Origin of the sequence: Rhodococcus sp. As11 (genome assembly GCF_048957735.1) — a bacterium.
Taxonomy (GTDB): Bacteria; Actinomycetota; Actinomycetes; order Mycobacteriales; family Mycobacteriaceae; genus Rhodococcus; species Rhodococcus gordoniae.
Window position 1 is genome coordinate 277,106 of sequence record NZ_JARDJE010000002.1, and the last position, 24,261, is coordinate 301,366.

The 24,261-nt window shown below is 69.2% G+C and carries 20 protein-coding genes; 9 read left to right on the forward strand and 11 right to left on the reverse strand.

The window, feature by feature from the left end:
• Positions 1-48: 48 nt before the first annotated feature.
• From PV766_RS03735 to PV766_RS03760, 6 genes are all read right to left on the reverse strand, one after another.
• Positions 49-807, reverse strand: coding sequence for a DivIVA domain-containing protein (locus PV766_RS03735; protein WP_064063353.1), 759 nt, complete (start codon positions 805-807; stop codon positions 49-51).
• Between the two features lie 140 nt (positions 808-947).
• Entirely contained in the window at positions 948-1,439 is a 492-nt protein-coding gene (gene coaD, locus PV766_RS03740; RefSeq protein ID WP_129976575.1) for a pantetheine-phosphate adenylyltransferase, read from the reverse strand.
• Positions 1,436-2,002 carry a 16S rRNA (guanine(966)-N(2))-methyltransferase RsmD gene (rsmD, locus tag PV766_RS03745; RefSeq protein ID WP_064063352.1) on the reverse strand — a complete coding sequence of 189 codons (567 nt, stop codon included), beginning with the start codon at positions 2,000-2,002 and terminating at the stop codon, positions 1,436-1,438. The genes coaD and rsmD overlap by 4 nt, the downstream gene beginning before the upstream one ends.
• Positions 1,999-5,400, reverse strand: a complete 3,402-nt coding sequence (locus PV766_RS03750) for a pyruvate carboxylase (RefSeq protein WP_421096424.1) — start codon at positions 5,398-5,400, stop codon at positions 1,999-2,001. The genes rsmD and PV766_RS03750 overlap by 4 nt, the downstream gene beginning before the upstream one ends.
• 182 nt (positions 5,401-5,582) lie before the next feature.
• Entirely contained in the window at positions 5,583-7,874 is a 2,292-nt protein-coding gene (recG, locus tag PV766_RS03755; RefSeq protein WP_421096425.1) for an ATP-dependent DNA helicase RecG, read from the reverse strand.
• Between the two features lie 45 nt (positions 7,875-7,919).
• Positions 7,920-9,605 (reverse strand): DAK2 domain-containing protein, encoded by a 1,686-nt coding sequence (locus tag PV766_RS03760; protein WP_421096426.1) that lies wholly within the window; start codon positions 9,603-9,605, stop codon positions 7,920-7,922.
• A 236-nt stretch (positions 9,606-9,841) separates the two neighbouring features.
• Between PV766_RS03760 and rpmB the strand changes: the two genes are divergently transcribed.
• Both rpmB and PV766_RS03770 read left to right on the forward strand, forming a co-directional pair.
• Positions 9,842-10,033 carry a 50S ribosomal protein L28 gene (gene rpmB, locus PV766_RS03765; RefSeq protein WP_006551201.1) on the forward strand — a complete coding sequence of 64 codons (192 nt, stop codon included), beginning with the start codon at positions 9,842-9,844 and terminating at the stop codon, positions 10,031-10,033.
• Between the two features lie 88 nt (positions 10,034-10,121).
• Positions 10,122-10,940 (forward strand): enoyl-CoA hydratase/isomerase family protein, encoded by an 819-nt coding sequence (locus PV766_RS03770; RefSeq protein ID WP_421096427.1) that lies wholly within the window; start codon positions 10,122-10,124, stop codon positions 10,938-10,940.
• A gap of 28 nt (positions 10,941-10,968) precedes the next feature.
• Here PV766_RS03770 and PV766_RS03775 read toward each other — a convergent pair whose 3' ends face one another.
• Genes PV766_RS03775 through PV766_RS03785 form a run of 3 tightly spaced genes read right to left on the reverse strand, consistent with a single transcriptional unit; the run spans position 10,969 to position 13,229 of the window.
• Positions 10,969-11,697, reverse strand: a complete 729-nt coding sequence (locus tag PV766_RS03775; protein WP_064063347.1) for a uracil-DNA glycosylase — start codon at positions 11,695-11,697, stop codon at positions 10,969-10,971.
• 3 nt (positions 11,698-11,700) lie between these two features.
• The gene (locus PV766_RS03780; protein WP_016932499.1) at positions 11,701-12,228 is read right to left on the reverse strand and encodes a gamma carbonic anhydrase family protein; all 528 of its coding nucleotides are present in this window, start codon (positions 12,226-12,228) and stop codon (positions 11,701-11,703) included.
• Positions 12,229-12,239: 11 nt separating this feature from the next.
• Positions 12,240-13,229: a thiamine-phosphate kinase gene (locus tag PV766_RS03785; RefSeq protein ID WP_084421573.1), complete on the reverse strand. Its 990-nt coding sequence runs from the start codon at positions 13,227-13,229 to the stop codon at positions 12,240-12,242.
• A gap of 109 nt (positions 13,230-13,338) precedes the next feature.
• Here PV766_RS03785 and PV766_RS03790 point away from each other — a divergent pair, with 109 nt between their 5' ends.
• Positions 13,339-13,941, forward strand: a complete 603-nt coding sequence (locus PV766_RS03790; protein WP_064063404.1) for a DUF3515 domain-containing protein — start codon at positions 13,339-13,341, stop codon at positions 13,939-13,941.
• 128 nt (positions 13,942-14,069) lie between these two features.
• Here the strand turns inward: PV766_RS03790 and PV766_RS03795 are convergent, their stop codons facing one another.
• The gene (locus PV766_RS03795) at positions 14,070-15,611 is read right to left on the reverse strand and encodes an acetyl-CoA hydrolase/transferase family protein (RefSeq protein WP_129976903.1); all 1,542 of its coding nucleotides are present in this window, start codon (positions 15,609-15,611) and stop codon (positions 14,070-14,072) included.
• 350 nt (positions 15,612-15,961) lie between these two features.
• Here PV766_RS03795 and PV766_RS03800 point away from each other — a divergent pair, with 350 nt between their 5' ends.
• The 5 genes from PV766_RS03800 (at position 15,962) to PV766_RS03820 (ending at position 21,610) form a co-directional block, all read left to right on the forward strand.
• Positions 15,962-18,094: a RecQ family ATP-dependent DNA helicase gene (locus tag PV766_RS03800; RefSeq protein WP_255162660.1), complete on the forward strand. Its 2,133-nt coding sequence runs from the start codon at positions 15,962-15,964 to the stop codon at positions 18,092-18,094.
• A 216-nt stretch (positions 18,095-18,310) separates the two neighbouring features.
• Positions 18,311-18,817: a diaminobutyrate acetyltransferase gene (gene ectA / locus PV766_RS03805; protein ID WP_016932493.1), complete on the forward strand. Its 507-nt coding sequence runs from the start codon at positions 18,311-18,313 to the stop codon at positions 18,815-18,817.
• A gap of 61 nt (positions 18,818-18,878) precedes the next feature.
• Entirely contained in the window at positions 18,879-20,168 is a 1,290-nt protein-coding gene (gene ectB, locus PV766_RS03810) for a diaminobutyrate--2-oxoglutarate transaminase (protein WP_064063345.1), read from the forward strand.
• Between the two features lie 58 nt (positions 20,169-20,226).
• Complete coding sequence (locus tag PV766_RS03815; protein ID WP_064063344.1) at positions 20,227-20,625, forward strand: ectoine synthase; 399 nt, start codon at positions 20,227-20,229, stop codon at positions 20,623-20,625.
• 49 nt (positions 20,626-20,674) lie between these two features.
• Complete coding sequence (locus tag PV766_RS03820) at positions 20,675-21,610, forward strand: D-isomer specific 2-hydroxyacid dehydrogenase family protein (RefSeq protein ID WP_421096428.1); 936 nt, start codon at positions 20,675-20,677, stop codon at positions 21,608-21,610.
• A gap of 38 nt (positions 21,611-21,648) precedes the next feature.
• Here PV766_RS03820 and ligD read toward each other — a convergent pair whose 3' ends face one another.
• Positions 21,649-22,596 (reverse strand): non-homologous end-joining DNA ligase, encoded by a 948-nt coding sequence (ligD, locus tag PV766_RS03825; RefSeq protein WP_129976566.1) that lies wholly within the window; start codon positions 22,594-22,596, stop codon positions 21,649-21,651.
• A 124-nt stretch (positions 22,597-22,720) separates the two neighbouring features.
• On the opposite strand from ligD, the gene PV766_RS03830 reads away from it, so the two are divergent.
• On the forward strand, positions 22,721-24,259 hold the full coding sequence (locus tag PV766_RS03830) for an ATP-dependent DNA ligase (RefSeq protein WP_421096429.1): 1,539 nt from the start codon (positions 22,721-22,723) through the stop codon (positions 24,257-24,259).
• The last annotated feature ends 2 nt before the right edge of the window (positions 24,260-24,261 follow it).

Consider the following 24,261-nt stretch of genomic DNA (forward strand, 5'->3'; position numbering starts at 1 on the left):
AACCGCTCCATGATACGCGATGGGCGGCACGAGCGGAAATTCCGCCGATCAGCGGCGGCGGCTCGCCCGAGGGTCGGCCTCCGCGAAGTCGGGGGCACCCGAGAGCCGCAGCTGCTGCCGGCCGCGGCCGACCGACCGCAGGGTGGTGCCGAGCAGTTCCTCGAACTCCGAGAGCTTTCCGTCGATGTACTCGTCGCATTCCGTCCGCAGGCGGTCGGATTCGGCGTGGGCCGAATCGATGACGCGAGCCGACTCGGCGTGCGCGGCCTGCACGACCTCCGTCTGCGACACCAGGCGCGCCTTCTCGGCCTCGCCCTCGGCCACGGAACGCTCGTACGACGCCTGGCCGGACTCGACCAGGCGGTCGGCCTCGAGGCGGGCGCGACCGGTCACGCTCTCGTACTGCTTGTTGCCCTCTGCTACGAGGTCGTCGGCCTCGGCCTGAGCGTCGCGCACGAGTTCGTCGGCGTGGGCGCGTGCTTCCTTGACCATCCGGTCCGCCTGCGCCTTCGCGTCCGCCAGCATGCGGTCGGCGTCGGTACGCGCGTCCTCGAGCAGGGTGCGCGCCTCCTCGTCGGCGTCGCCGACGGTCTTCTCGGCCTGCGCCCGCGCGTCGTTGATCAGCTTGTCGCGGTGATCGAGCACGTCCTGTGCGTCGTCGAGTTCGGGCGGCAGCGCGTCGCGCACGTCGTCGAGCAGCTCGAGGACATCGCCGCGCGGTACCACGCAGCTCGCCGTCATCGGAACGCTACGTGCCTCTTCGACGATTGCGACCAGCTCGTCGAGTGCCTCGAATACCCGGTACACGCCCAACCCCAATCACTCGCTCGGCGCGACCGGTGCGGACGCGCCACCGTCCAGTCTGCCGCAGCGCAGGGCACGCTCGTGTGCCCTGCGCTCGGTGTGTCGGGATCCGGCCGTCACAGACCGTGCGGGAGGGGTGCTGTCTATTTCGCGGCGGCCCGCTCGGCAAGGCGCGCGAGCAGACGAGCGTGCACGGTGCCCGGCAGCATGTCGGAGACATCGCCGCCGTAGGTCGCGACTTCCTTGACGAGCGAGCTCGACAGGTAGCTGTACACCGGGTTGGTGGCGACGAACAGGGTGTCGACGCCGGTGAGCTTGTGGTTCATCTGCGCCATCTGCAGCTCGTAGTCGAAGTCGTTGGCGCCGCGCAGGCCCTTGACGATCGCGGTGATCCCCCGCTCGCGGGCGTAGTCGACGAGCAGGCCCTGCCAGGCGTCGATCGTGACGTTCGGCAGGTGCGCCGTGGCCTCGGTGAGCATCTCGAGGCGTTCGTCGATCGTGAACATCCCCCGCTTGTTGGGATTGATCGTGACGGTCACGACGACCTCGTCGAACTGGGCCGAGACCCTGCCGATGACGTCGAGGTGTCCGTTGGTGACCGGGTCGAAGGATCCTGGGCAGACCGCGCGGCTCATGATCCAGCACCGTAGCAGGTGGCGATCTCCACCCTCGTCTCCCCGTATCGCCGCGACCTGCCGACCTCGAATGCCTGCGGCCACACCGTTTCCGGCGACCGAGACGAGCGTTCGACCACGACGACCGAACCGTCCTCGACCCAGCCGCCGGACACCAGCGCCTCGAGCACTCCGGTGACGGCCTCCTCGGTCACGGCGTAGGGCGGGTCGGCGAGGACGAGGTCGTACACCCGGTCGGCGGTACCCGCGAGCACGGCGGCCACCGGTGCCGTGCGCAAGACCGCCCCCGGCAGTCCGACCGTCGCGATGTTCTCGCGGATCACCCCCGCCGCCTTGGCGTCGGACTCGACGAGCATCGCGTGCTCGGCGCCGCGGGACAGCGCCTCGAGGCCGAGAGCCCCCGACCCCGCGTAGAGGTCGAGGACTGCGGCACCGTCGATGTCCATGCGTGCGTCGAGCGAACTGAACAAGGCCTCACGGACCCGTTCGGAAGTGGGCCTGGTCCCGCGGGGCGGCACCTTCAGGCGCCGCCCCCCGGCCCGGCCGGCGACGATCCGTGTCACTCGGCGCTGTCTCCCGTGGACACCTCGACGAGCAGGTCGCCACCTTCGACCTGTTGCACCGGGCCGATCGCGACACGCGTGATGCGTCCGCCGCGCGGCGCGGTGATCGCGGCCTCCATCTTCATCGCCTCGATGGTGGCGACGGTGTCGCCCGCCGAGACGCTGTCGCCCTCGGACACCACGAGGGTGACCGTGCCGGCGAACGGCGCGGCGACGTGACCGGGATGGTTGCGGTCGGCCTTCTCCGCGGCCGGGATGTCGGCGGCCACCGACCGGTCGCGCACCGACACCGGGCGCAGCTGCCCGTTGAGGATGCACATCACCGTGCGGAAGCCTTTCTCGTCGGCGTCGGAGATCGCTTCGAGACCGATGAGCAGTTCGACGCCCTTGTCCAGGCGCACCCGGTGCTCCTCGCCGTGCCGCAGCCCGTAGAAGAACTGGTTGGCCGACAGCTCGGTGGTGTCGCCGTAGGTCTCCCGGTGCTGTTCGAACTCCTTGGCCGGTCCGGGGAACAGCAGGCGGTTGAGCATGCGGCGACGCTCGGCCGAGGTGCCGCCGAGGGCCTTCTCCTCCTCGGGCGCGAGCGGGGTGATCGGCTTGGGCTCGGCTCGGCCCGACAGCGCCTTGCTGCGGAACGGCTCGGGCCAGCCCCCGGCGGGGGTGCCGAGGTCGCCGCGCAGGAAGCCGATGACCGAATCGGGGATGTCGTACTTGCCGGGCTCGGCGGCGAAGTCGTCGACCGAGACCCCGGCACCGACGAGGTGCAGCGCGAGGTCGCCGACGACCTTGCTCGACGGGGTGACCTTGATCAGGCGGCCGAGGAGACGGTCGGCGCCGGCATAGGCGGCCTCGACCTCCTCGAAGCGGTCGCCGAGTCCCAGCGCGATGGCCTGCTGGCGCAGGTTCGACAACTGGCCGCCGGGGATCTCGTGGGTGTAGACGCGGCCGGTCGGGGCGGGCAGCCCCGACTCGAACGGTGCGTAGACCCTGCGCAGCGCCTCCCAGTACGGCTCGAGATCGCACACGGCCTGCAGGTCGAGGCCGGTGTCGAACTCGCTGTTCGCCGCGGCGGCGACGATCGCCGACAGGGCGGGCTGGCTCGTCGTACCGGCGAGCGCCGCGGAGGCACCGTCGACGGCGTCGGCACCGGCGTGCCAGGCCGCAAGATAGGTCGCGAGCTGCCCACCCGGAGTGTCGTGGGTGTGCACGTGGACCGGCAGGTCGAAGTTGCTGCGCAGCGCCGAGACGAGCGTCGCGGCGGCCGGGGCGCGCAGCAGACCTGCCATGTCCTTGATGGCGAGCACGTGTGCACCGGCCTCGACGATCTCCTCGGCCAACCGCAGGTAGTAGTCGAGCGTGTAGATCGTCTCGTCCGGGTTCGACAGGTCGCCGGTGTAGGACATCGCGACCTCGGCGAGCGTGGTGCCGGTCTCGTGCACCGCGTCGATCGCCGGACGCATCTGGTCGACGTTGTTCAGCGCGTCGAAGATGCGGAAGATGTCGATGCCCGTGTCTGCGGCCTCCTGCACGAACGCGCGGGTCACGGCCTCCGGGTAGGGGGTGTAGCCGACGGTGTTGCGTCCCCGCAGCAGCATCTGCAGGTTGATGTTCGGGATCGCCTCGCGCAGCGCGGCCAGCCGCTCCCACGGATCCTCGTGCAGGAAGCGCAGAGCGACGTCGTAGGTCGCGCCGCCCCATGCCTCGATCGAGAGGAGCTGCGGGGTCATCCGGGCCACGTGCCCGGCGACCGTCAGCAGGTCCTTGCTGCGCACACGGGTCGCGAGCAGCGACTGGTGCGCGTCGCGGAAGGTGGTGTCGGTGACGCCGATGGACTTCTGCTCACGCAGCGCACGGGCGAAGCCCTCGGGTCCGAGTTCGAGCAGCCGCTGCCGCGAACCGGCCGGCGGCGCGGCGCTCAGGTCGATCGCGGGCAGCTTGTCGTGCGGGTAGAGCGTGGTGGGGCGCTCGCCGTGCGGCTTGTTGACCGTCACGTCGGCGAGGTAGTTCAGGATCTTGGTGCCGCGGTCGGCGGACGAACGCAGCGTCAGCAGCTGCGGACGTTCCTCGATGAACGAGGTGGTGACGTGTCCGTCGCGGAAGTCGGCGTCGTCGAGCACGGCCTGCAGGAAGGGGATGTTCGTCGCGACACCGCGGATGCGGAACTCGGCAACCGCGCGGCGGGCACGGGCGACAGCGGTCTCGAACGTCCGGCCGCGGCAGGTGAGCTTGACGAGCATCGAGTCGAAGTGGGCGGAGATCTCCGCGCCGACCGAGGTGCCGCCGTCGAGGCGGATGCCGGCACCACCCGGGGTGCGGTAACCGGTGATACGGCCGGTGTCCGGGCGGAACCCGTTGGCGGGATCCTCGGTCGTGATGCGGCACTGCAGCGCCGCGCCGCGGATGGTGATGCTCTCCTGTGACAGACCCAGATCGGCGAGCGACTCGCCGGCGGCGATGCGCAGCTGCGACTGCACGAGGTCGACGTCGGTGATCTCTTCGGTGACCGTGTGCTCGACCTGGATCCGGGGATTCATCTCGATGAACACGTGGTTGCCGCGCTCGTCGACGAGGAATTCGACGGTGCCCGCGCACTGGTAGCCGATCTCCTCGGCGAATGCGACGGCGTCGGCGCAGATTCGGTCGCGCAACTCCGGGTCGAGATTCGGGGCCGGGGCGAGCTCGATGACCTTCTGGTGCCGGCGCTGCACCGAGCAGTCGCGCTCGTACAGGTGGATGACGTTGCCGTACTTGTCGGCGAGGATCTGTACCTCGATGTGCCGCGGGTTGACCACGGCCTGCTCCAGGAAGACGGTGGGATCACCGAAGGCCGCGTCGGCCTCGCGGGAGGCGGCTTCGATCGCTTCGCGCAGCTGGGAGGGCTCGGCGACCCGGCGCATGCCGCGTCCGCCACCACCGGCGACGGCCTTGACGAAGACCGGGAAGTTCATCGACTCCGACGCGGCGATCAGCGCGTCGACATCCGAGGACGGCTCCGACGACGCCAGGACCGGCAGACCTGCGGCCTTCGCCGAGGCGATCGCGCGGGCCTTGTTCCCGGTCAGCTCCAGGATCTCCGCCGAGGGGCCGACGAAGGTGATGCCCGCGTCCGCGCACGCCGCGGCGAGGTCCGGGTTCTCGGACAGGAAACCGTAGCCGGGATAGATCGCGTCGGCTCCGGCCGACACGGCCGCTTCGACGACCTTCTCGACCGACAGGTATGCGCGGACCGGGTGCCCCTCGTCACCGATCTGATAGGCCTCGTCGGCCTTCAACCGGTGCAGGGAGTTCCGGTCTTCGTACGGGAACACCGCGACCGTCCCGGCACCCAGTTCGTAGGCGGCACGGAAGGCACGGATCGCGATCTCGCCACGGTTGGCGACAAGCACTTTCGAGAACATTGGTCGACGGTACCGCGACGTAACATTCCGCCTTCGACGCGCATTCCACATCGTGGGACGGAGTGGCCGGACGGCACGACTGGAACGATGCAGTGGGACCGTCCGTAACACGTTGTCAACGTTCCGGGGAGGGTGGTGGAAACCTCACCGGAGGTTCCACGGCACGGTGTACAGAACGTAACTCAGGACTTGTCGAGGTACTCGACGCGCTCGGCGTCGAGCGCCGCGCGCACCATGCTCGCGAGCCCCGGATGGTGTTCGAGGCCCGGATCCTTCTCGGTCACCGTCCGGGAGAAGTCGCGGGCCGCCTCGATGACGTCGGCGTCGTCGACGAGCGAGAGCAACCTGAGCGTCGACACCGTGCCGGACTGGGCGACCCCGAGGACGTCGCCCTCCCGTCGCAAGTGCAGATCGAGCTGGGCGAGTTCGAACCCGTCGGTGGTGCCGGCGACGGCCTCGAGCCGCATCATCGTCGGGGTGCCTGGTTTCGCGTCGGTCACGAGCAGACACAGCCCCTGGTGCCCACCACGGCCCACGCGACCGCGCAGCTGGTGCAGCTGGCTGACACCGAACCGGTCGGCGTCGACGATCACCATCACCGTCGCGTTCGGCACGTCGACACCGACCTCGACGACGGTCGTGCACACCAGCACGTCGAGCTCCGCCGCGTTGAAGGCCTGCATCACGGCGTCCTTCTCGTCGCCGGGCAACCGGCCGTGCAGCAGACCCACCCGCAGGTCGCGCAGCGGACCGGAGGTCAGGAACTCGAACTGCTCGAGCACCGAGGTGGTCTCGGGTGGCGCCTGCTTGCCCTTCCCCGAGCCCGACGGCTCGGGAGCGCCCGGATCGAGGAGTGCGTCGTCGTCGGAATCGCCGTCGCCGATGCGTGAGCACACCACATAGGCCTGCCTCCCGTCGGCGACCTCTTCGCGGATACGTTCCCACGCCCGGTCGACCCACGTCGGGTGCACCTTCGCCGGGACAACGCGGCTGACGATCGGCGACCGCCCTCGGGGCAGTTCGCGCAGGGTCGAGACCTCGAGGTCGCCGAGCACGGTCATCGCGATGGTGCGCGGGATGGGCGTCGCGGTCATCACCAGCACGTGCGGTGACGCCCCGTCGCGGCCGCGCGACCGCAATGCGTCGCGCTGCTCGACGCCGAACCGGTGCTGCTCGTCGATCACCACGAGACCGAGGTCGAAGAACTGCACCTTGTCCTCGATGAGCGCGTGGGTGCCGATGACGATCCCGGCATCTCCCGTCACCGCCTCGTTGAGCGCGGCCCGCTTGCGCGCGACCCCCATCGAGCCGGTCAACAGGGTCACGCGGGTCGCGAGTTCGTGGGCACCCAGTTCGCCCGCCGCCGCGAGGTCGCCGAGCATCGTGGTCAACGAGCGGGCGTGCTGCGCCGCGAGCACTTCGGTGGGTGCGAGCAGGGCGCACTGCCGCCCGGAGTCGATCACCTGCAGCATCGCCCGCAGCGCGACGATGGTCTTGCCCGAACCGACCTCGCCCTGCAGCAATCGGTTCATGGGGTGTTCTCGGGCCAGATCGGCGGAGATCTCCTCCGCCACGGCGAGCTGGCCGGCCGTCAGCTCGAAAGGCAGGCGCCGATCGAACTCGTCGGCGATCCCGTCCGCGCGGTGCGGGCAGGACGGCGCCGAACGCACCTCGACCTCGTGCCGGCGGCCCGCGAGCACGAGCTGCACCGCGGCGGCCTCGTCGAACCGCAGGCGGTCGCGTGCCCGGTCGATCTCCTGTTTCGTGTCGGGCAGGTGGATCGATCGCAGGGCATCGTCGAGACCCACGAAGCCGTGCTCGTCGCGGACCCACGCGGGCAGCGGATCGTCGACGTGGTCGAGCTGGTCGAGCACCTGCCGCACGCAGCGCATGACGGTCCACGACTCCACCTCGCGGGTCGCGCGGTACATCGGGATCAGCGCGCGGTCGAAGACCGACATGTCCACCCCGGAGCCGTCCTGCGCGGTACGCGCGAGACCCGCCAGGGCACCGGCGCCCCGCACCCGCGCGGGCGCCGCCGAGACGAGATCGTCCGCGTCGCGCGGCTCGGGAAGCACGAGATAGCTCGGGTGGGTCAGGCTCCACTTGTCGCGGAAGTACTTCACGGTGCCGGAGAACATCGCGCGCACACCGGGCTTGATGTTGTGCTTGACCCGGTGCGGATTGAAGAAGGTGACGTCGATGCTGTGGCGATCGGAGCGCAGCCGCACCGCGAGGCGCTTCCCGGCGCGGGACTTCATCGGCACCTCCTGCGCCGATTCGACCCGCGCGATGATCGTGATGTGCCGGCCCTCCTCGGGCCGGCTCTCCCCGAGCTCGGCGCCCTGGGTGGCGTAGCGGTGCGGATAGTGCCGCAGCAGATCCTCGACGGTGGCCATCCCGAACGCGTCGTGCAAGGCGTCCGCCGTCTTGCGGCCGAGGACATGATCGAGCCGGTCCGCGAGTGTCGCCACTGCCGTCCCTTCCGCTACTCGTGCGGTGGCCTCGCGGCGCACCGGCTACTCGACGCCGAGCTGCAGCAGGTCGCTGCGCTGACCGCCCTGATAGACCACCACGTCGATCTCCGGGTGGCGGCGATCGAGGTGGTCGGCCAGTTGCTCGACGAGTCCGTCGGGAGCCTCGGCCCCGACCAGCATCGTCACGAGCTCGCCGCCCGCGGCGAGAAGCCTGTCGAGCAGCGATGCTCCCGCTGTCACCAGATCATGCTCGATCACTACGACATCATGGCCGGCGAGGCCGAGACTGTCGCCGGGCTCGCACGTTCCGACCCAGGTCAGAGCGCGTTCGTTCGCGTACCGCAGCGACCCCCAGCGCACGCACGACGCCGCCTCCGACATCGCGAACGCGTCGTCGACGGTGGCCCGCATCGGATCGTGCACGGCCAACGACGCCAGTCCCTGGACCACCGAGGACGACGGCAGGAACATCACGTCGCAGTCCTCCCGCCGCGCCCGGGCGCCCACGGCGACGACGTCCTGCGCGGAGAGCGCACCGTTGGGGAGCACGAGGACGTCCCGGCTCGGCAGTGCCCGGATCGCCGCGAGCAGCTCGTCCGGGACGGAGATCTCCTCCGCCCGCAGCACCTGCGCGCCCTCCGCTTCGAACAGTTCGGCAGCACCGTCGCCACCGACCACCGCGAGGACCGCGCGGGACTGCTCCCCCGCCGTGTGGGTGTGCGCCGGGACTGCGGCCGTGCCCGACGCGGCTCCGTCGCCGCACCCGCGACGTGCGGACTCGAGCGCGAAGCACGTGATGTCGATGCGGCGCAGGGCGCCCGCCGCGAGACCGGCCTCGACCGCTGCTCCCGGATCGCAGCAGTGCACGTGCACGGACCAGCAACCCGATTCCCCGGCGACGATCGCCACGGAGTCTCCCAGTGCGTCGAGATGGGAACGCAGGGCGTCGATGCGCGTGCCGTCGGAGTTCTCGACGAGATACATCACCTCGTACTCCTGCTGGTCGCTGTCGTGGCGGTCGTCGACGACCTCGGGTTCGACCACGGGACGCGAGGCACCGGCGAGCACCATCCGGCGGTCGGGGCGCGTTCCCGTGGTGACCTCGACCAGGCAGTCGAGCAGCACGAGCAGGCCGAGACCGCCGGCGTCGACCACCCCCGCCTCGGCGAGGACGTCGAGCTGGGTGGTGGTGCGCTGCAGCGCGTCGGCAGCGGCGTCGGCGCTCGCGACGACCACCTCGCACACGGTCGGGTCGGTCTCCGCGGCAGCACGGGCGGCACCGTCGGCTGCGGCTTCGAGGACGCTGACGATCGTGCCCTTCGCGGGCGCGCTGAGCGCTCCGGTCACGAGTGCCGCGGCGTTCGATAGGGCGGCGGCGAGATCCGCGGCGCCGACGGTCGTCAGCCCGGCAACTGCGTCGGCCACACCGCGCAGGGCCTGCGCAAGGATGATCCCCGAATTGCCCCGGGCGCCGGTGAAGGCACCGCGTGCGAGCCCCTCGGCGACGTCGGACGCGGTGAGCGCGCCGTCCGCGGGGCCACCGATCCGGGCCGCGGCGGCCTGCAGGGTGCTGAGCAGGTTGTTTCCGGTGTCGCCGTCGGGCACCGGGAAGACGTTGAGCGAGTTGATCTCGGCCCGGCGCTGTTCGAGCGCGTCCACACCGAACTCCACCCACCTGCGCAGCGCTCGCCCATCCACCGTGTCCTCGGCTTCGAGCAACGATTCCACCCCCTTCGCCTCTCGCCTCCGGGCCGCATCCGCCACTACGATGGGTACCGATCGCCACGGTGCCGAGCCCTGGCGAACAGGTTAGCCGCGAGCCGTCCCGGCGTCCGGTTTGGCCATCCGCACTCGAGTTCGCTAAGCTTGCCGGGTTGCCTCGCACGGGTGGCTCGTTCCCCGTGTTTGCAGGGTGAAACAACACAGACAGAAGATCTATCCACTAGACACAAGGAGTTCGCGACATGGCTGCCGTCTGCGACGTATGCGCCAAGGGCCCCGGCTTCGGGAAGTCGGTCTCGCACTCGCACCGGCGTACCAACCGTCGCTGGAACCCGAACATCCAGAGCGTGCGCGCTCAGGTTGCACCGGGCAACACCCGCAAGATGAACGTGTGCACCTCCTGCCTCAAGGCCGGCAAGGTCGTCCGCGGCTGATTCCCGGTCGAGTCGTAGTGAAGGCCCCTTGCGCTGATTGCGCAGGGGGCCTTCACTGTTCGATTCTGCGGCCGGATATCGTGCGGGAATGACCGAGAACCAAGTTTCCTTTCTTGCCGGCAACGGCTCTCTTCACCCGCTGGTGAGTGTGGAGGACCGGGTCCTGCGGATCGCCGTGGCGACCTCCGAGTACGGCACCTCCCTGTCCCCCGCGGGAATGGAGCAGGGCATCGCGGCTCTGCGGGCGGCAGGCCCGGAGATCGGCGCCGTCCTGCTCGTCGGCGAGGGCGCGAACTTCTGTGCGGGCGGCAACGTCCACGGATTTGCCGCGGCCGAGGATCGTGGCGCCCATCTGTTCGAGGTCGCGAGTCTCTTCCACGACTTCGTCCGTGAGCTGAACAAGGCCGCCGTCCCGGTCGTCGCCGCCGTGCACGGCTGGGCTGCGGGCGCCGGCATGAGCCTCGCGTTGCTCGCGGACATCGCGCTCGCCGGCCCGGGTACGAAGATGCGCGCCGCGTACCCCTCGATCGGTTTCTCGCCCGACGGCGGGATGTCCTGGACCCTGCCGCGGATCGTCGGTCCGGCGCGGGCGCGCGAGATCATCATGACCGATGCCGTGATCGGCGCCGACGAAGCCGTGCGTCTGGGTCTGCTGAGCCGACTCGTCGCCGACGGGGAGATCCAGGGCGAAGGGTTGCGGCTCGCCCGGACCCTCGCCCACGGCCCGACGCAGTCCTACGCCTCGATCCGCTCGCTCGTCGCCGAGTCGGCAGGACGGTCGCTGTCGGAGCACCTCGACGCGGAAGCCGCCGCGATCTCCGCGGCCGCGACGAGTCCCACGGGCATCGAGGGCGTCGATTCCTTCGTCGCCAAGCGCCGCCCCGACTGGGATTCGATCCGCGCCTGACGAGCCGGTATCGGTGACGGACCGGTGGTCAGGGCAGTCGCCAGTCCACCGGTTCGCCGCCCTGTTCGACGAGGAGAGCGTTCGCGCGGGTGAACGGACGCGACCCGAAGAATCCGCGGGAAGCCGACAGCGGGGACGGATGCGCCGACTTCACGGTGGGCGCACCGCCGAGCATGGGCTCGAGGGTCGCCGCGTCGCGGCCCCACAGGATGGCGACGAGCGGGGTACCGCGCGCGACCAGCGCGCGGATGGCCTGCTCCGTGACCGCCTCCCAGCCCTTGCCCCGGTGCGAGGCCGGCTGGCCCGGCGCGACCGTGAGCACCCGGTTGAGCAACAGGACGCCGTGCTGCGTCCACGGCGACAGGTCGCCCGTGGACGGCTGCGGCAGATCGAGATCCTCGGTGTACTCGCGGTAGATGTTGGCGAGACTGCGAGGGATCGGACGGACGTCCGGAGCCACCGAGAAGCTCAGTCCCACAGCGTGACCGGGAGTGGGATAGGGATCCTGCCCGACGATCAGGACGCGTACCGCCTCGAAGGGCTGGGCGAAGGCACGCAGCACGTTCGGGCCGGACGGCAGGTAGCTGCGTCCCGCGGCGAGTTCCGCGCGGAGGAACTGCCCCATGGCGGTGATGTCGTCGGCGACGGGTTCGAGTGCTCGGGCCCACCCCGGGTCGACGAGTTCGGAGAGGGGGCGGCCGGATCGGGGTTCACCCTCTCCACCGGACGCGGACTGTGTGTCGACGGTGCCGGCCACCTGTCACTCCTGGTCGATACGGCGGAGGGCGGTCCGGTAGTAGGCCGCGTTCGCTGCGTACATCTCGGCGTTGGCGTCGAAGTTGTTCTCGGGAACCTCGTACCCCTCGCGGACCTTCGCGGGGATACCCATCGCCATGCGGCGGGGCGGGAGTTCGAATCGCGGAGGGATCAGGGCGCCGGCGGCGACCTGGGCACCGGCACCGATGACCGAGCCGTTGAGGACGAGCGAACCCGACCCGATCAGTGCACCGTCACCGATGGTGGAGCCTTCGATGTGCGCGTTGTGACCGACCACGCACCGCGCACCGATGACGGTGGCCTCGATCGCGGTGCAGTGGATGATCGTGCCGTCCTGGATGTTGGTCTTCTCCCCCACGGTGATCGTGCCGTAGTCCCCGCGCAGCACCGCCGAGGGCCACACGGAGGCCCCGGCACCGAGGGTGACGTTGCCGATCACGACCGCGTCGGGGTGAACCCACGCGTCGGGATGGATATCGGGGACACGCTCGCCGAGTGCGTAGACAGCCATGACTGCAGAACCTATCTCGAGTCGGGACCCTGGGATGCAGCGCCCGGCGCGAAGCTCTCCCAGCCTCCGGATCCCTCCCGGCCTTCCCCGTCGACGGTGACACCGGCGCCCTCGAGCGCCACCCCGATCGGCCGCCATCCGTCCGGCAGGGCGACCCCGCGCGGAAAGCATGCCGCGAGGGCGTGGTCCTCGCCGCCGGTGAGGATCCACTCCCACGGATCGGCCGACAGCGCCTCCCCGGCCCTCCGGAGCTGCGTGTCGGGAGTAAGCGCGTCGGAGTCCAGGTCGATCGCGACTTCCGAAGCGGTACAGATGTGCCCGAGATCGGCGACGAGACCGTCGGAGATATCGGTGCAGGCGTGGGCACCCGCCGCCGCTGCGGCAGGACCTGCAGCGTAGGGCGGAGTGGGCACGAGATGCGACGCGACGAGCTCGGGGAAATCCGGGTTGCCGGCAAGCAGCAGAGCGAGGCCGGCTGCCGAGCGGCCGGTGCTGCCGGCGAGTGCGACGACGTCACCGGGGCGGGCGGTCGAGCGGAGCAGCGGGGGTCGGCCCTCGAGGTCGCCGAGCACGGTGACCGACACGATCACCTGGCCGGCCTGCACGAGGTCGCCCCCCACCACTCCGGCACCGATCTCCTCCGCGGCCTCCCCGATTCCCGCGGAGATGCCGTCGAGCACGGCGACGGGAGTGTCGGGCGGGCACCCGAGACCGACGACGAAGGCGGTGGGGCGTGCCCCGACCGCGGCGACGTCCGCCCCGTTCTGGGCGACGGCCTTGCGCCCGACCTGGTGCGGGCCGGACCAGTCGAACCGGAAGTGACGTCCTTCGACGAGCATGTCGGTGGAGATCGCGATACGGCCGTCGGCCGCTGCCACGACCGCCGCGTCGTGGCCCGGACCGACGAGCGTGCTGCGTGGCTGTCGCCGTGCCCTCACCGCCCGTTCGATCACGGGAAACTCCCCGATGTCGGAGACGGTGGGTCCGGTCGGGTTCGTCACGGTGACGGTCGCCTCTTTCTCGGTCGGCGGCGGGAGAGAGCCGGCACGTGTCCTGCTACGTTCGGTTCACGCTACCGCCCCCTGTCCCCGAGCCCGGATTCTGGACACGATGAACGACACCTCTGCTTCCGACCGCGAACCCTCCGACGACGTCCCCGGCGAGACGCCCGAAACGGATGCGACCCGCCGCAGTCCCGCCCTGATCGCCACGGCGATCGCACTGCCCGTCGCTCTGCTGGTCGGCGTGGTCGTGGCGGCCGTGACGGTGTCCCGGTCACCTGTGAACACGCCCGTCGGTCTGGGTCCCGTGCCCGCCCCCGAGGCCGAATCCGAATCGTGCGCGCAGCTGCTCGCGGCCCTGCCCGAGAAGCTCGGCGACTACACGCGCGCCGAACTGGCCGACCCGGCTCCGGTGGGCGCCGCGGCCTGGCAGTCCGACGAGGGCGACGAGGTGGTCCTGCGCTGCGGTCTCGACCGGCCCGACGAGTTCGACCAGGCAGCGGCTCTGCAGGTGATCGACGAGGTGCAGTGGTTCGAGGTGTCGGGGGCCGAGCAGGGCATCCCGGCGAGCACGTGGTTCACGGTCGATCGTCCGGTCTACGTGGCGCTGACCGTGCCCGACGGTTCCGGGCCGACCCCGCTGCAGGACATCACGGCGGCGATCGAAGCGACGCTCCCGCAGCAGCAGATCGATCCGGCGCCGATCCGCTGAGCCGGACCTACCCGGCGGGGGGGTCACCGAGCCGGACATACCCGGCGGCGGGTCACCGAGCCGGACGAAGGTCGGCCCCGGCACCGTGGATATGGTGCCGGGGCCGACCTCGTTCGTCGCCGCGTCGATCAGGACGCGTGCATGGTCCCCGTGCGCTGGTAGCGCTCGTGGAAGGAGAACGCCTCACCGAGCAGGTGCGGGGTGTGTCCTGCTCCGGGAGCCGCTTCGGCGCGCTCGATGTAGTCGAGCAGTTCGGCGCGGTAGTCGGGATGCGCGCAGCGCTCCACGACGACCCGCGACCGACGACGGGGAGACAGGGCGCGAAGATCGGCGAGACCCTGCTCGGTCACGATGACCTGCACGTCGTGCTCGGTGTGGTCGACGTGCGGCACCATCGGAACGATCGAGGAGATCGCGCCGCCACGAGCGGTCGACGGGCTCAGGAACATCGACAGGTAGCCGTTGCGCGCGAAGTCGCCGGAGCCACCGATGCCGTTCATGATGCGGGTGCCCATCACGTGGGTGGAGTTGACGTTGCCGTAGATGTCGGCCTCGAGCATGCCGTTCATGGCGATGATGCCGAGTCGGCGCACGATCTCCGGATGGTTGCTGATCTCCTGCGGTCGCAGCACGATGTGATCGCGGTAGAAGTCGATGTTCTCGACGAAATCCTTCAGACCCGCTTCGGACAGCGCCAACGAGGTCGACGAGGCGAATCGGACGGTGCCGTGCTTGACGAGGTCGAGCATGCCGTCCTGGATGACCTCCGAGTAGCAGGTCAGCCCCCGGTAGGGTCCGCTGTCGAGGCCTGCGAGCACGGCATTGGCGACATTGCCGACGCCCGACTGCAACGGGAGCAGGGTGTCGGCGGGCAGCCGTCCCGCAGCGACCTCGTGTGCGAAGAAGTCGAGGACGTGGTCGGCGATCGCCCGACTGGTGGCGTCCGGCTCCGTGAGCGCCGTGGCACTGTCGGGCCGATCGATCTCGACCACCGCGACGACACGTTCCGGATCGATCCGGAAGTAGGGCTGCCCGATGCGGTCCTCGACGCCGGTGAGGTCGATCGGCCGGCGGTGCGGCGGGAGCGCCGTACCGTAGTAGACGTCGTGCACGCCCTCTATCGCGGAGGGGATCCACGAGTTGACCTCGAGGATGACCTTCTCGGCAACGTCGAGCCAGGTCTTGCTGTTCCCGATCGACGTGGCGGGGATCAACTCGCCCGTTTCGGTGATGCCGGCAATCTCGACGACGGCGACGTCGACGTGTCCGTAGTAGCCCTCCCAGACCTGCTGCGCGACATGCGACAGATGGATGTCGACATAGTCCATCCGGCCCTCGTTGATCCGTCCGCGTGCGGTGGGCTCCGCCTGGTACGGCATACGCAGCGCGATTCCGTCGACGTCGGCGAGCATGCGCTCAACGTCGGAGGCGACCGACGCACCGGTGAGGAGATTGATCCGGAAGTCGCCGCCGGTCGCCCGGGTGCGCCGGATGCGCTCGGTGAGGGCCGGGGGCACGGCCTTCGGGGTGCCTGCGCCGGAGAAACCGCTGATAGCGACGGTGTCGCCGGGACGGATGCACTGCACCGCATCCTGCGCCGACATGATCTTGTTGCGGTAGGTCTCATGACGTACCCGAGCCTCGGCCGGGCTCACGACGACCGACTCCACAGACGGCGCTGCGGGGGATGAAAGGGCTGCGTACATGACGACGACCATAGCGGCGCGGATGATCCGCTCGTCACACTCGGGCCGGACCGGCGAGCGCCGTCACCAATGTGGACACAGAGTGTCACGAGTCGCACTCCAAGATCGATACCATCGGAAATTGTTGTTCCGCAATATTTTACATCATAATTTCCCGCCACCCGGAGTGACACTCGGTGCCACCCTACTTGCGGAAGCACGTGTGGTCATCGCCTCCACGGTATCCCCGTTCGCCGCCGCATCGGTACCGTTCACCGCCCGCGACGAACCGCTCACCGCTGCCGTGACGGAACGACGTCGGGCACGATTGCAGCATGACGAACTCCACCGAGCTGTTGCGCGACGACGCCGAGCATCTCCTCCGCGAACTGGCGGGTCCCGACGCCCGGCTCCGCGGCGACCAGTGGGTCGCGATCGAAGCGCTCGTGGTGCACCGTCGCCGCGCCCTCGTCGTGCAGCGCACGGGCTGGGGGAAGTCGGCCGTCTACTTCATCTCCGCCAAGTTGTTGCGTCGGCAGGGCCGGGGTCCGACCGTGATCGTCTCGCCGCTGCTCGCGCTGATGCGGAACCAGGTCGCGGCCGCCGAGCGGGCCGGCGTCCACGCGGCGACCATCAACTCCGGCAATGTCACGGAGTGGGACTCGATCCACGAGCAGATCGCGGCGGGCGAGGTCGACGTACTCCTCGTGAGCCCCGAGCGCCTCAACAATCCCGACTTCCGCGACCAGGTGCTACCGTCTCTCGCCCGCGATGCCGGACTGGTGGTCGTCGACGAGGCGCACTGCGTGTCGGACTGGGGTCACGACTTCCGGCCCGACTACCGCCGAATCCGCACCCTCGTCTCCGAACTCGGCGACGACATCCCGGTGCTGGCGACGACCGCGACCGCCAACGACCGGGTGGTGGCGGACATCGCCGCACAACTCGGTGTGGGCGGGAACGGCGATGTCGGCGGGAGCAGCGATCCCGGCCCCGGCGAGACACTCGTGCTGCGCGGCGGGCTCGACCGTCCGTCGCTGCACCTGTCGGTGGTGCGGATCGACGAGCCGGCACGGCGTGCGGCGTGGCTCGCGCAGCATCTGAAGGACCTGCCGGGCTCGGGCATCGTCTACGCGTTGACGGTCTCCGCCGCCCGCGACCTCGCAGCGCTCCTGGCCGACCACGGTTACGCGGTGGCCGCGTACACCGGGCAGACCGAACCGACCGAACGCGAACAACTCGAGGCCGACCTGCTCGACAACAAGGTCAAGGCACTCATCGCCACCTCGGCACTCGGCATGGGTTTCGACAAGCCCGACCTCGGCTTCGTGGTCCATCTCGGTGCCCCGTCGTCGCCGATCTCCTACTACCAGCAGGTGGGGCGCGCGGGTCGCTCCACCGACCGTGCCGAGGTGGTCCTGCTCCCCGGCCCGGAAGACCGCCGGATCTGGCAGTGGTTCGCGTCCGTCGCCTTCCCGGACGAGACTCTCGTCCGTCGTGTGATCGCGGCGCTCGATATCGAACGGCCGGTGTCGACCCCCGCCCTCGAACCTCGGGTCGACCTCACCCGCTCACGCCTGGAGATGGTCCTCAAGGTTCTCGATGTCGACGGAGCTGTGAAGAGGGTCAAGGGTGGCTGGATCGCCACCGGGCAGCCGTGGGTGTACGACGACGAGCGGTACGGGCGCCTCGAGGAGGCACGCGCGGCGGAGCAGGAGGCAATGCTCGAATACGAGCACACCACCGAATGCCGCATGGTCTTCCTGCGTCGCCAGCTCGACGACCCCGGACTCGATGCGCAGGGCACCGGCTGCGGTCGCTGCGACAACTGCACCGGCTCCCGATGGGCGACGTCCGTCGGCGACGACGAGGTCGCCCGGACCCGGGCCCGACTCGAACGCCCCGGCGTCGATCTGCCGCCGCGCCGCCAGTGGCCCACCGGGATGTCGACGCTCGGGATTCCCCTGTCGGGACGGATCGCGGACGGACCTCGTCCCGGCCGCGTCCTGGGTCGGCTGTCGGATCTGGGCTGGGGGCCTCGACTCCGGGAACTGCTCGACGGGCCGGATCGCGAGGTACCGAAGGCGGTGGTCGACGCGTCGATCGCGGTGCTCGCCGCGTGGGACTGGGAGGAACGACCGACCGCGGTCATGGCGCTGGAATCCCCCGACCACCCCCTCCTCGTGGAGTCCCTCGCGTCACGATTGGCACAAATCGGACGATTACGAGATCTAGGTGTACTACGACGCCGTAGCGGGAATACGGAGCCCACGGCAGCGAACTCGGCATACCGGGTCGCCGCGTTGATCGATGCGTGGGAACAACCCGACACGGTCGGGTCGAGTGGTCCGATCCTCCTCGTCGACGCGGTGACCGACACCGGCTGGACGTTCACCATGGCGGCGAGAACCCTCGTCGCCGCGGGAGCCGACGCGGTGTTGCCGTACGCACTCGCGAGCCCGAAGTAATCGCCACGAGGAGGACCGACGTAACATGTTTGTGACCGGTATCACAACATGCGCTCCACCTGCACGGACCACAGGGTTCCGATCCCGATTCCGGGCATCGAGGTGATCTCGATACCGGAAGTTGTTAGGTTGAAAGGACATATGAGGCCCGTCAAGGAAAGAAGTACCCCGACCCCCGACTCGGCTGAATCGAATATCGCGACCACCCCTCGGGGCGTGGCCGCATCCGAGTCCGGTAGTGAGCCGGCTGCAATCGAATTCCGGCGTCCGCGTATCGCCGACGGTAGACGACTCTGGCAGATCGCGCGTGATTCGCAGGTTCTCGACGTCAATTCCGGTTACGCATATGTGTTGTGGTGTCGCGATTTCGCCGACACATCGGTTGTCGCAACCGACGATACCGATCGCCCTGTGGGGTTCGTGACCGGCTACCGCCGTCCCGATTCCCCGCACACACTGTTCGTCTGGCAGGTCGCGGTCGACGCCGATCAGCGTGGACGCGGAGTGGCGGGCCGCATGCTCGATGCCCTCCTCGACCGACTCGAGCCGCTCGGCGTGACCCGTCTGGAAACGACGGTGAGCCCCGACAACGAGGCATCGATCGCAATGTTCACCGCTCTCGCACGTCGCCGTGGAACGCATATCACTCGCACAGAGTTGTTTGCACCCGACGATTTCCCCGATTCCCACCTGGCCGAGGATCTGTACACCGTCGGCGAATGATCGCAGCGCATCTGCGCGCGGAAATCCCATAATCTTCGAATAATCACAGGAGGACCACGACATGACCATCCTGGAAAACAAGCCCGAGACCACGCCCAATTCCGACACCGCAATTTTCTCGCACCTCGAATCCGAGGTCCGCAGTTACAGCCGCGGTTGGCCCGTCGTTTTCGACAAGGCATCGGGATCCTGGCTGCGCAGCGAGGACGGGAAGGACTACCTCGACTTCTTCGCCGGCGCCGGAGCCCTGAACTACGGCCACAACAACCCTGTTCTCAAGTCGGCGCTCGTCGACTACATCATGGGCGACGGCATCACCCACGGCCTCGACATGCACACCGTCGCCAAGCGCACGCTCCTAGAGACTTTCGAGTCCCACGTGCTCGCACCCCGCGGCCTGGACTACAAGGTCCAGTTCCCCGGCCCGACCGGCACCAACGCGGTCGAGGCGGCGCTCAAACTCGCCCGCAAGGTCACCGGCCGTGAGTCGATCATCAACTTCACCAACGCTTTCCACGGTATGACCCTGGGCGCCCTGTCGGTGACCGGTAACTCCATGAAGCGCGCCGGCGCAGGCATCCCCCTCGTGCACGCCACGCCGATGCCGTTCGACAACTACTTCAACGGCGTCACCGAGGATTTCCAGTGGTTCTCGCGCGTCCTCGACGACGCGGGCAGCGGACTCAACCGTCCCGCCGCGGTCATCGTCGAGACCGTGCAGGGTGAGGGTGGCGTGAATGTCGCTCGCCCCGAATGGCTTCGCGCTCTCGCCGACCTGTGCCGGGAACGCGACATCCTGCTCATCGTCGACGACGTGCAGATGGGCTGCGGCCGCACCGGTCCGTTCTTCTCGTTCGAGATCGCCGGCATCACGCCCGACATCGTGACCCTGTCCAAGTCGATCGGCGGTTACGGAATGCCGTTGGCGCTCACCCTGTTCAAGCGTGAGCTCGACGTGTGGGGGCCGGGCGAGCACAACGGCACCTTCCGCGGCAACAACCCGGCCTTCGTGACGGCCGCTGCCGCCCTCGAGCACTACTGGTCCGACGACAAGCTCGAGCGCGACACCCTGCGCAAGGGCGAGCGCATCCGTCAGACCTTCATGAACCTGTCCGACATGTTCGACGGCGTCTCGACCCGCGGCCGCGGCCTGGTCCAGGGTCTGGTCTTCGAGAACCCGGACGACGCCGGGAAGGTCTGTGCCCTGGCCTTCGAGGAGGGTCTGCTCGCCGAGACGTCCGGCCCGTCGGACGAGGTGGTCAAGCTGCTGCCGCCGCTGACCATCACCGACGACGAACTCGAGTTCGGGCTCAACATCCTCGCGGAAGCGACCGCCAAGGTCCGCTCCTGAGCGGTCCGCTTCTCCGCCCGTCCCGAACCGATTTGCAGAAGAAGGACTTTCGACACCCATGATCGTTCGCACGACAGAAGAGATCACCGGCACCGAGCGCGATGTCGTCTCCGAGGACGGCCAGTGGCGCAGCAAGCGCATCATCCTCGCCGGCGACAAGGTGGGCTTCTCGTTCCACGAGACGACCATCGAGCCCGGCACCGTCAACGAGTTCCACTACGCCAACCACGTCGAAGCCGTGTGGCTGGTCGAGGGCACCGGCAAGCTGCAGGATCTCGACAACGACGTGGAGTACGAGCTCGCTCCGGGCTCGATGTACCTGCTCGACGGGCACGAACGTCACCGTGTGCTGCCGGAGACGCGGATGCGCATGCTCTGCGTCTTCAACCCCCCGGTGACCGGCCGCGAGGTGCACGACGAGAACGGTGTGTACCCGTTGATCGAGGAACCCGCCTGAGCGCGGTAACCACGTGACCGATGCGGGGCGGACGCTTAGAGTCGAGAACATGACTCCCGAGCGTGCGCCCCGCATCGCTGTCGGTCCCGAGCGCGACCCCCGCTTCGAACGGGCGGTCGCGGCTGGGGGCGGTGTGTGCTGCAGGCTCGAGGACGCCCCCGACGGACTCGTCTGGACTGCCGGGCCACAGAACTTCCCCGAGGCCCTACCCGCCTCCGTCCGCTGGGTGCAGCTCCCCTCCGCCGGAGTCGAGTACTGGTTGTCGCAGGGTGTCGTCAAGGCCCACCCGCGGGTCACCTGGACGTCCGCCGCGGGCGCGTACTCGGCGGCCGTCGCCGAACATGCCCTTCTCCTTCTCCTCGCCGGGGTCCGGGCGTTACCGGCGCACCTGGCCGCCACATCGTGGGCACCCGAGAGCCTCGCTCCGGCCGTCGGCACCCTCCGGGGCGCGACCGTCGGGATCGTCGGCGCAGGTGGTGTCGGCCGGGCGCTGATCCCGATGCTGGCCGCACTGGGCGCCCACACCCTCGCCGTCACCCGGAGCGGCCGTCCCGTACCCGGGGCCGTCGAGACATTCCCCGTCGAACGGATCGACGAGTTATGGCCTCTCGCAGATCATGTCGTCATCTCCGCAACGGCCACCCGAGACGTCGAGACCCTCGTCGGCGCCACTGAACTCACCGCGATGAAATCCACGGCGTGGGTCGTCAACGTGTCCCACGGCGAACTCGTCGACACCGATGCCCTCGTCGCCGCACTCCGGTCCGGCGCGATCGGCGGCGCAGGTCTCGACGTCACCGACCCCGAACCGCTCCCGGACGATCATCCGTTGTGGACCCTGCCCAACGCCGTGATCACACCCCACGATTCCAATCCGCCGCCGCTACGTATCCCGGCCTATCTCGAGCACGTCACCGAGAACGTCACGCGCTTCGCATCCGGACTCGTACCGATCGGGGTCGTCGACCCCAGCGCCGGATATTAGGCTGCGGCTGTCAGGCCACGCCCACGAGGCCACCGGGCTCACTCCGACCCCTTCTCCTGCTTCTCGTCGCGCTCCGCCCATTCGAGCAGCGGATCGAGGGAGAAGACCGCGTCGTCGATACCCGCGTGCAGGTCGCCGAGCTCCTCGACGCGCTGCGGTACGGTCCGGATCGTGAAGTCCCTCGGGTCGAGATCGTCGATCTCGTCCCACCGCACGGGGGTGGAGACCGTCGCCCCGGGCACACCGCGGACCGAATAGGCACTGGCGATCGTGTGGTCGCGCGAGTTCTGGTTGTAGTCGACGAAGACCGCCGCCGGGTCGCGTTCCTTGCGCCACCATGCCGTCGTCACGTCGCCGGATGCGCGCCGTTCCACTTCACGTGCGAAAGCCCATGCGGCCCTTCGGACGTCGTCGAAACCCCATTCGGGTGCTATGCGAACGTAGATGTGCAGACCGTCTCCTCCCGAGGTTTTCGGCCAGCCCACGGCACCGAGCTCGTCGAGCACTTCGTGCGCCACCGCCGCGACGCGCCGGACCCGGCCGAAATCGCAGTCGGGCATCGGGTCGAGGTCGATCCGCCACTCGTCGGGCCGCTCCACGTCGCTGCGCCGCGAGTTCCAGGGATGGAACTCCACGGTCGACATCTGTACGGCCCACACGACGTCGGCGAGATGGGTGACGCACAGCTCGTCGGCATCACGGTCGTAGCGCGGGAAGTGCACCCGGACGGTCTCCACCCAGTCCGGCGCCCCGCGGGGCAGCCGCTTCTGGTGCACCTTCTGCCCTTCGAGCCCGTCGGGGAACCGGTGCAGCATGCAGGGCCGTTCGCGGAGCGCCCGGACGATCCCCTCCCCCACGCTCAGGTAGTAGTTCGCGAGGTCGAGCTTGGTCGCCCCGATCTCGGGGAAGTACACGCGCTCGGGGTGCGAGATACGCACCGTGCGACCGTCCACGTCGAGCTCGACTGCATCGGCGTCCTTGCTCATCGGCGCCTCCCGCCTTTCCCTCTCGTGCACCATCCTCGCCTCTCGATTCCCGCCTCGGTGAGGAAATACACCACCGGCGCACGATTTCCTCCGCCCGGCACAGCGGGACGCTAACGTCGAAGCGATGCTGCTGCACTCGGTTGTCGACACCTCCGTCGCCGTCGCCGCCACACGGTCACGACGCACCAAGATCGACCTGCTACGCGAACTGCTCGACCGTGCCGAACCCCACGAGGTCGAATCGGTGGTCTCATGGCTGTCCGGGGAGACGACACAGGGTCGCCTCGGAGTCGGCTTCCGCACCCTCGCAGCTCTGTCCGCACCGGTCGCCGCAGAGCCGACACTCTCCGTGGACCAGGTCTCGGGCCTGCTCGACCGGCTCGCCGGCATCTCCGGACCCGGATCCGCCGCCGCGCGGCAGCACCTGCTCATGGAACTGTTCGAGCAGGCCACCGAGGCCGAGCAGCGGTTCCTCGTCGCACTCCTGGGAGGTGAGCTGAGACAGGGGGCTCTCGAAGGGGTCATGACCGATGCGGTCGCGGCCGCGGCCGGTCTCGCGGTGGAGCCCGTCCGCCGGGCGGTGATGTTGTCCGGCCGGCTGGCCCAGGCCGCAGCAGCGGCCTTCGAGGGCGGTGTGGACGCCCTCGCCGGGTTCGGCCTCGAACTCGGCCGGCCGGTCCGGCCGATGCTCGCCTCCCCCGCCGAATCCCTCGACGCCGCGCTCACCGAGTTCGACGGTGCCGTGAGCGTGGAGTACAAACTCGACGGTGCCCGCATCCAGGTGCACCGCCGGGACGACGCCGTATGGATCTTCACCCGCACCCTGCGCGACATCACCACTTCGGTCCCCGAACTGGTCGATCTCGTACGGGCACTTCCCTGTCGCAGTGTCGTGCTCGACGGCGAGACGCTCGCGCTCACCGATTCCGGGCGTCCCCGGCCGTTCCAGGAGACCATGAGCCGGTTCGGTGCCCGTTCCGAACGCGAACTGCTGTTGCACCCGTATTTCTTCGACTGCCTGCACCTCGACGGCGACGACCTGCTCGACGAGCCGTTGTCGGTACGACTCGACCATCTCGCCCGCGTCGCGGGTGAACATCGCATCCCGACGCTGGTCGCTCCGGACTCCGACAGCGCCGAGGCCCATCTCGGCGACTCGCTCGGCAACGGCCACGAGGGCGTCATGGTGAAGTCGCTCACGTCGACCTATACCGCCGGCCGCCGGGGCCGGGCGTGGCAGAAGGTCAAGCCGGAGCACACCCTCGATCTCGTGGTGCTCGCCGCGGAATGGGGATACGGGCGCCGCACCGGTTTCCTGTCGAATCTGCACCTGGGCGCCCGCGACCCGGACGGCGGCCCACCGATCATGGTCGGAAAGACCTTCAAGGGCCTCACCGATGCGTTGCTGCAGTGGCAGACAGAGGAATTCCCGCGGTACGAGTCGCATCGCGACGAGCACACCGTCCACCTCCGACCCGCGATCGTCGTCGAGATCGAACTCGACGGGGTGCAGACCAGCAGCCGATATCCGGGTGGGGTCGCGTTGCGGTTCGCGCGGGTGCTGCGCTACCGACCCGACAAGTCGGCCGGCGACGCCGACACGATCGACGCGGTCCGTGCGCTCCTGCCCACAGCGCCGGTTTCCGGAACCGGCCTACCGTAGAT

Excerpts from the sequence above, each read along its gene's own strand:
- PV766_RS03815 (WP_064063344.1), top strand. The coding sequence starts at position 20,227 with ATGATCGTTCGCACGACAGAAGAGATCACCGGCACCGAGCGCGATGTC.
- ligD (WP_129976566.1), bottom strand. The coding sequence starts at position 22,596 with ATGAGCAAGGACGCCGATGCAGTCGAGCTCGACGTGGACGGTCGCACG.
- PV766_RS03800 (WP_255162660.1), top strand. The coding sequence starts at position 15,962 with ATGACGAACTCCACCGAGCTGTTGCGCGACGACGCCGAGCATCTCCTC.
- PV766_RS03750 (WP_421096424.1), bottom strand. The coding sequence starts at position 5,400 with ATGTTCTCGAAAGTGCTTGTCGCCAACCGTGGCGAGATCGCGATCCGT.
- PV766_RS03770 (WP_421096427.1), top strand. The coding sequence starts at position 10,122 with ATGACCGAGAACCAAGTTTCCTTTCTTGCCGGCAACGGCTCTCTTCAC.
- PV766_RS03780 (WP_016932499.1), bottom strand. The coding sequence starts at position 12,228 with ATGGCTGTCTACGCACTCGGCGAGCGTGTCCCCGATATCCATCCCGAC.
- rpmB (WP_006551201.1), top strand. The coding sequence starts at position 9,842 with ATGGCTGCCGTCTGCGACGTATGCGCCAAGGGCCCCGGCTTCGGGAAG.
- PV766_RS03830 (WP_421096429.1), top strand. The coding sequence starts at position 22,721 with ATGCTGCTGCACTCGGTTGTCGACACCTCCGTCGCCGTCGCCGCCACA.
- PV766_RS03790 (WP_064063404.1), top strand. The coding sequence starts at position 13,339 with ATGAACGACACCTCTGCTTCCGACCGCGAACCCTCCGACGACGTCCCC.
- coaD (WP_129976575.1), bottom strand. The coding sequence starts at position 1,439 with ATGAGCCGCGCGGTCTGCCCAGGATCCTTCGACCCGGTCACCAACGGA.
- ectB (WP_064063345.1), top strand. The coding sequence starts at position 18,879 with ATGACCATCCTGGAAAACAAGCCCGAGACCACGCCCAATTCCGACACC.
- PV766_RS03820 (WP_421096428.1), top strand. The coding sequence starts at position 20,675 with ATGACTCCCGAGCGTGCGCCCCGCATCGCTGTCGGTCCCGAGCGCGAC.